Raw genomic sequence first — 6,605 nt, 5'->3', positions numbered from 1 at the left:
GTATTTGGAGGTGGGCGCGAGGTACCCCTCACCCCCGGCCCCTCTCCCCTTGTGGGAGAGGGGAGAATCTCAGGTGACGCATGACGTATGACGTATGAGACATGACATTCCCCCTCTCCCAACGTTGGGAGAGGGGGTTAGGGGGTGAGGGCCGCTCCCACGCCTCACGTGTGGATCTTGTGGCCCTCACGTGCGTCGTAGGAGAGGATGAGGGGCTCGTCCTCGTCTTTGAGGGTCTCCAGCCAGATGCGGCGGTCCCAAAGACGGTAGATGTGCTCCATGGTCTTCTGGGCGTAGTGCAGGTCGAGTTTCTCGCCGTCCCAGACGTGTCGCAGGTAGAGCTCCGAGTTGCCGTTGTAGTCCCCGTCCTCGACCTGGATCACCGGGAAGCCGTGGTTGGTGAGCTGGGCACAGAGCCGATCGCGTACCGACTCCCAGCTCTTGTCGACGATGACGAGTTCGTCCCCGACCCGCTGGTAGAGGTAGAGATCGAGATCCTCCACCAGCTCCTCAGTCAGGTAGTTGCGGATCAGGGAGACATCGCTCTCGACCTCCCGCACCTCGAAGAGCTTGGCGCGGCCGTCCTCGCCGGCCTCGTTGGCGCGGCGCTCGATGTCCTCCAGGATGCGGTAGCCGAGGTGGTAGGGGTTGGTCCGCCGAGGGGAGGGCTGGAGGATCGCCGCGTGGAGTTGGGCGAACTCCAGGTACTCGTCGGTGCTCAGATCCAGCTCGCGCATGATCTGGGCGTGCCAGTAGGAGGCCCAGCCCTCGTTGATGATCTTGGTCTGGAGCTGGGGGTAGAAGTAGAGCATCTCGGTGCGCACGATCGAGACGACGTCTCGCTCCCAGTCGTCGAGGCGCGGCGAATGGGTGAGGATGAAGAGCAGGAGGTCGCGCACCGGCTGGGCGGGCCGCAGGCGGGAGTCGTCGTCGGCGGGCTCGGGCTCCGGCGCTCCGCGCTCGTCGAGGCGGAAGAGGTCGTCGAAGGTGGTGGTCGGCTTCCGCGGCGGCTGGGGCTTCGCCGGCTGGACGTCCTCGGGCGTGATGTAGGGATCCACGTGCTCCTGGATGGAGAGCGCGGCGTCGAGCAGCCGCTCCACCTCGTCGATGCCGTGCTCGAACTCGTAGCGGCGGATGCGGTCGGCGTTCAGACTGACGGTGTCGACCATGGTCCGCGATGTCTTGGCGAAGTGGGCGTTGTTGGCGAAGAAGTCGCTGTGAGCCAGCACGTGCGCCGCCACCAGCTTGTTCTGGAGCACGGTGTTCGTCTCGAGCAGGAAGGCGTAGCAGGGGTTGGTGTTGATGACCAGCTCGTAGATCTTGCTGAGCCCGTAGTCGTACATCGTCTTCTGCATCTGGTACGCCTTGCCGTGCGTCCAGTGCGAGAAGCGACCGGGCATGCCGTAGGAGCCGATCTCGTACATCACGGCGGCGGGCACGATCTCGAAGTGGGTCGGGAAGGGGCGCAGCCCGAGTTCCTGCGCGACCTCCCAGATCCGCTCGATCCCCTCTTGCAGTTCCTGCATGTAGCGCTGGGTGGGTCCTGTCTGATGCATGGGCCTCTCGCTTCCTCAACCGCGCGTGCTCTCAGGAGCGCCGACTTCCGGCGATCCCGGCGGGCAGGGTGCCGGTGCGGCGCGGTCCAACGCGGGCGCTCCTGACCCGCGCGCCGCGCTACACCTCCTTGGCGGCGCGGCGCGCGGAGCCGGCTCCGACCTCGGGGCCGAAGAACCGGCGCAGGGCGGGGTAGACCTCGGTCTTGTCACCGATGGTCACCGTCACGAACTTCGGGCTGTCGAGCTGCTGGAACGTGTGCATCAGCGTGCTCTGGTAGGAGTAGCGGCCCTGGCGGATCTCGCCGTAGCCGAACAGGTTGCACTGCGCCAGCAACTGGTCGGCCAACTGCCGGCAGAGCTCGTTGTCCGACGGCCAGTTGTCACCGTCGGAGAAATGGAACGGGTAGATGTTCCAGTTGGCCGGGTTGAACCGCTGCGCGATCAGGTCGAGCGCGAGCTGGTAGGCGGAGCTGGCCTTGGTGCCGCCGCTCTCGCCGCGGGTGAAGAACTCTTCCTCGGTGACCTCTTTGGCCTCGGTGTGGTGGGCGATGAAGACGATCGCCACCTGGTCGTACTTGGTGCGGAGGAAGCGGACCATCCAGTAGTAGAAGGCGCGGCTGATGTACTTCTCGAAGGTGCCCATCGAGCCGGACACGTCCATCATGGCGATGACGACGGCGTTCGACTCGCGGCGGATGTCCCGCTCCCAGGTCTTGAAGCGGAGGTCGTCGTTCTTCAGCCCGCCGAAGCGCGGGTCGCCCCGCTTGGCGTTCCGCTTGATGTTCTCGCGGATGGTGCGCTTCTTGTCGAGGTTGGCGTACGGTCCGCTCTTGCGGATGTCGGTGAAGCGGACGACCTCGGACTCGAGCTCCTGGAGCCGCTTCTCCTCTAGATTGGGCAGGCAGAGGTCTTCGAAGACCATCTCCGCCAGCTCGTCCATCGTCAGCTCGGCCTCGTAGTAGTCGATCCCCGGCTGGTCGCCAGCCTTGGGGCCGCGGCCCGGCCCCTGCCCCTGGCCGATGCGCTCGAGCACGTCGCCGACCTGGGAGTTGCCGTCCCCCTCGCCCACCTGCTGCTGATCGTTGGGGTCGAAGCGGAACTTGTACTCCTCCAGCGTCCGGATCGGCACGCGCACGATCTTCTTGCCGTCGCTCGTGATGATCGACTGCTCGCTGACGATGTCGGCTAGGTTCTGGCGGATCGCTTCCTTGACCTTCTGCTTGTGGCGCGCCTGGTCGATCGCCCCCTTGCGGTGCAGGGACCAGTCGTTTTGCGTCAGCGTCACGGTGAACATCGTGGGACCCCCTCGGCTACCGGTTGAGCAGCGCGCCGACGTACTTCAGTAGCTCGTTGGCGCAGACCGGGCAATAGCCCTGCTCCCGGATCAGCCGATCGACCACGTCGTTGATGCGGCGGAGCTGGTCGGCATCCGGCGTCTTGGTCGACGTGGTGATCTTGACCACGTCGCGCAGGTCGGCGAACAGCTTCTTCTCGATGGCCTCTTGCAGGCGCTCGTGCGACTTGTAGTCGAACGTCTGCCCGCGGCGGGCCAGCGACGAGATGCGGATCAGGATCTCCTCGCGGAACTGGCGCTTGCCGTTCTCGGTGATGCCGATTTGCTCCTCGATGGAACGCATCAGCCGCTCGTCCGGCTCCATCTCCTCCTCGGTGACGGGGTCGATCACCTTGGTCTTGTTGCAGTAGGCCTCGACGTTGTCGAGGTAGTTGTTGAGGAGGGTACGGGCCGACTCCTCGAAGGAGTACACGAAGGCCTTCTGCACCTCGCGCTTGGCCACTTCGTCGTACTCGCGGCGGGCCTCGGCGATCAGGTTCAGCAGCCGTTCGTGCTCCTCGCGGGAGATGCTGGTGTGCTGCTCCAAGCCGTCGCGCAGGCTGCGCAGCGCGTCGATCGCGTTGATGCACGTGACTCCGTCGCGCACCAGCGCCGCTGAGAGCCGGTTGATGACGTAGCGGGGCGAGATGCCCTCCATGCCCTCGCGGTCCGCCTCCTCTTGCAGCTCGCGCACATCCTTCTGGGTGAAGCCCTCGACCGCCTGGCCGTCGTAGAGCTTGAGCTTCTTCATCAGGGTCATGCCGGCCTTCTTGCTCTCCTCCAGGCGGGAGAGGACGGCGAAGGTCGCGGCCGTCTCCAGCGTGCCGGGCGCGATATGGATGTCGCGGATGGCGCTCTGCTTGAGCAGTTTCTGGTAGATGCGGACCTCATCGCTGACGCGCAGGTTGTACGGGACCTTGACCAGGATGATGCGGTCCTGCAGCGCCTCGCTCTTCTTGTTGCCGACGAAGGCCAGGTACTCATGCTCGTTGGTGTGGGAGATGACCACCTCGTCGGCATAGATCATCGAGAAGCGGCCGGTCTTGATGTTCTGCTCCTGCGACAGGGTCAGGAGCACGTAGAGGAAGCGCTCGTCGGTCTTGAGCATCTCGACGAACTCGACCAGCCCGCGGTTGGCGATGTTGAGCTCCCCGTCGAAGCGGTAGGCCCGCGGGTCGGACTCGGTGCCGACCTCGCCAATGGTGGAGAGGTCGATGCCGCCGACCAGCTCCGAGATGTCCTGGCTCTTCGGGTCCGACGGGGTGAACGTGCCGATGCCGAGACGGTGCTTCTCGGAGAAGGCGACGCGCATCACGGGGACGTCCTCGTGGCGCCCGGAGAATGGCTTTCCCGGTTGGCTCCACGGGTGGTTCTCGTCGCGCTTGGCGTTCTCCAGTTGGAAGCGGCACCAGGGGCAGAGTTCGCCCTCGATGTAGATGCCGTAGTCGGTCATCAACTCCGAGCGGATCGACTCGGGCACGAGGTGCAGCGGCTCCTCGTGCATCGGGCAGCCCTTGATGGCGTACAGGGCACCGCGGTCGGTGCGGGTGTAACGCTCCAGCCCACGCTTAAGCATAGTCACGATGGTCGACTTTCCGCCGCCGACCGGCCCCATGAGCAGGAGGATGCGCTTGCGCACCTCGAGCCGCTGGGCTGCCGAGCGGAAGTACTCGACGATCTGCTGGAGCGACTTCTCGATGCCGAAGATCTCGTCGCGGAAGAAGGCGTAGTCGATGGTGCCGTCATCCCGCTCGGTGACGCCCGCATCCTCGATCATGTTGAAGATGCGAGCGTGCGACAGTTGGGCGATGATCGGGTTGGAGATCACCATGTCGAAGTAGTCGGCGAAGGTGCCCTCCCAACTGAGCTTCTGCTCTTCCGCGCGATAGGATTCCAAACGTTCGACCAGATTCATCGTCCGTACCTCAAATAATCCCGCCCGCGCAAGAATCGCGGGCCAAGCATGCCGGATGAGCGATAGTGTGCGGGGCCGTCTCGGACGTTAAGCGCCGGCCGGGCCGCCGGCGATGCCGGTGGCGCGAGCCGCCCGGGGCGAGTGCCCACCGGGGCGTTCCGGGGAGCTTCGACGAATGTTCCAGGAAAAAGGCGGTCGACGGTTCGTGAGGATCAGGCCGCGCCTGCGGTCGTCACCGCACGGACCACACCCGCTCGGTGTCGGTTGCCTACGCGAGACGGTTCCGCCGCGTGCCCCGCGGGCATCGTGTCGCGTCGTGGACCGGTGCCACGGGCGGATGCGTCGCCTGCGATACCGTGTCTGCCGGCGCGCCGATGCGCTGGGTACGATCCGCGCCACTGCGGTTGCGGCTCAGCGTCGAGCCGTAAGGGGGCGCATCCACTCGCGCCGGGTACGAGGCCACTTCGCCGTCGTTGGCCGTGGATTGTGGCCTCTACACTCTCCGGGTAACGCACAAAGCGTGCCGCTTGCTGCTGCGCTGCAGATCAGCCAGGTGCCGGGCCCTGAGCGTGTCCTGGCCACTCACGTCGCGGCTCGCTGTATGTCTAGTTAACGTCCGTACACCCGCGTTGGATGCATGTTAATTGTGACAGAGCAGGGTTGGCGATTTCAACGCGAACGTGCGCTCACGTTACGCGGCAGGCTCGTCGACGCACAGGCGCGCTGCCCGTGCTACAGTGGGCGCGCATCGGCGAATTGGCGGACGCGATCGACCCGAGCCGGGGGTATGTGGAAGGGGTAGCTGCATGGGACGCTGGAAGGACGGCGCGCAGTGCGCCGTCATGCTGACCTTCGATGTCGATGCCGAGACGCTGTGGCTGTCCGGTGACGCGTCGCGGCTCAACCAGCCAGGCATGCTGTCGCAGGGCACGTACGGCGCGCGCGTCGCGGTGCCGCTGATCCTGGATCTCCTCGATCGCGCGGGGATCCGCGCGACCTTCTTTGTGCCGGGTTGGACGGCGGAGACGCACGCCGACGTGATCCGCACCGTCCACGAGCGCGGCCATGAGATCGGCCACCACGGCTACCTGCACGAGCATCCGACGGCACTGGGGCGGGACGAAGAGGCCGAAGTGCTGGTGCGCGGGATCACCGCCCTGCGAGCGATTACCGGGGAGGCGCCGGTGGGCTACCGATCCCCGGCCTGGGAGTTCTCGGCCCACACGCTCGACCTCCTGCAGCAGCATGGGTTCCGCTACTCGTCGAACCTCATGAGCAACTTCGTTCCCTGGGTCCATCCCGGGACGGACATCGTGGAGCTCCCGGTCCAGTGGCTGCTCGATGACGCACCGTTCTTCCTCTTCGGGAGCGGGCGCACCCAGCGGCCGATCCAGCCGGCAGCAGTGGCCTACCAGGCCTGGACCGAGGAGTTCGAGGGGATCTACCGCCATGGCGGGCTGTTCAACCTGACGATGCACCCCCAGGTGATCGGCCGGCCGGGGCGGCTGCTGATGCTGGAGCGGCTGATCGAGTTCATCCGCGGCCACGAGGGCGTCTGGTTCGCCACCGGGCGGGAGGTCGCGGAGTTCTGGCGCCAGGAGTAACGGCCCTCACCCCCTGACCCCCTCTCCCAACCTTGGGAGGGGGAATGTCATGAGGCACGCGTCGGCCGCAATACGTGACGCGCATTCGTCCTGCGCCCCTCTCCCAACCTTGGGAGAGGGGCCGGGGGTGAGGGCCGTCCCCCCTCTCCCCTTGTGGGCTCCGTCCGAGAGGGGGCTAGGGCTGTCTAATATACACA

The 6,605-nt window shown here is 65.7% G+C and carries 4 protein-coding genes; 1 reads left to right on the top strand and 3 read right to left on the bottom strand.

Annotated features, from left to right (window positions below; genetic code table 11):
- Positions 1-164 precede the first annotated feature (164 nt).
- From IRZ30_RS14680 to IRZ30_RS14670, 3 genes are all read right to left on the bottom strand, one after another.
- On the bottom strand, positions 165-1,556 hold the full coding sequence (locus IRZ30_RS14680; RefSeq protein WP_294086218.1) for a SpoVR family protein: 1,392 nt from the start codon (positions 1,554-1,556) through the stop codon (positions 165-167).
- A 118-nt stretch (positions 1,557-1,674) separates the two neighbouring features.
- The gene (yhbH, locus tag IRZ30_RS14675) at positions 1,675-2,850 is read right to left on the bottom strand and encodes a sporulation protein YhbH (RefSeq protein WP_294086217.1); all 1,176 of its coding nucleotides are present in this window, start codon (positions 2,848-2,850) and stop codon (positions 1,675-1,677) included.
- A gap of 16 nt (positions 2,851-2,866) precedes the next feature.
- Complete coding sequence (locus IRZ30_RS14670; protein ID WP_294086216.1) at positions 2,867-4,804, bottom strand: protein prkA; 1,938 nt, start codon at positions 4,802-4,804, stop codon at positions 2,867-2,869.
- A gap of 806 nt (positions 4,805-5,610) precedes the next feature.
- Here IRZ30_RS14670 and IRZ30_RS14665 point away from each other — a divergent pair.
- Positions 5,611-6,408: a polysaccharide deacetylase gene (locus IRZ30_RS14665; protein WP_294086215.1), complete on the top strand. Its 798-nt coding sequence runs from the start codon at positions 5,611-5,613 to the stop codon at positions 6,406-6,408.
- Positions 6,409-6,605 lie beyond the last annotated feature (197 nt).

Origin of the sequence: Sphaerobacter sp., from assembly GCF_019683595.1 — a bacterium.
Lineage (GTDB): Bacteria > Chloroflexota > Chloroflexia > Thermomicrobiales > Thermomicrobiaceae > Sphaerobacter.
The sequence above is the reverse complement of the archived record's forward strand: the minus strand, read 5'-3'. Positions and strand labels throughout refer to the sequence as shown.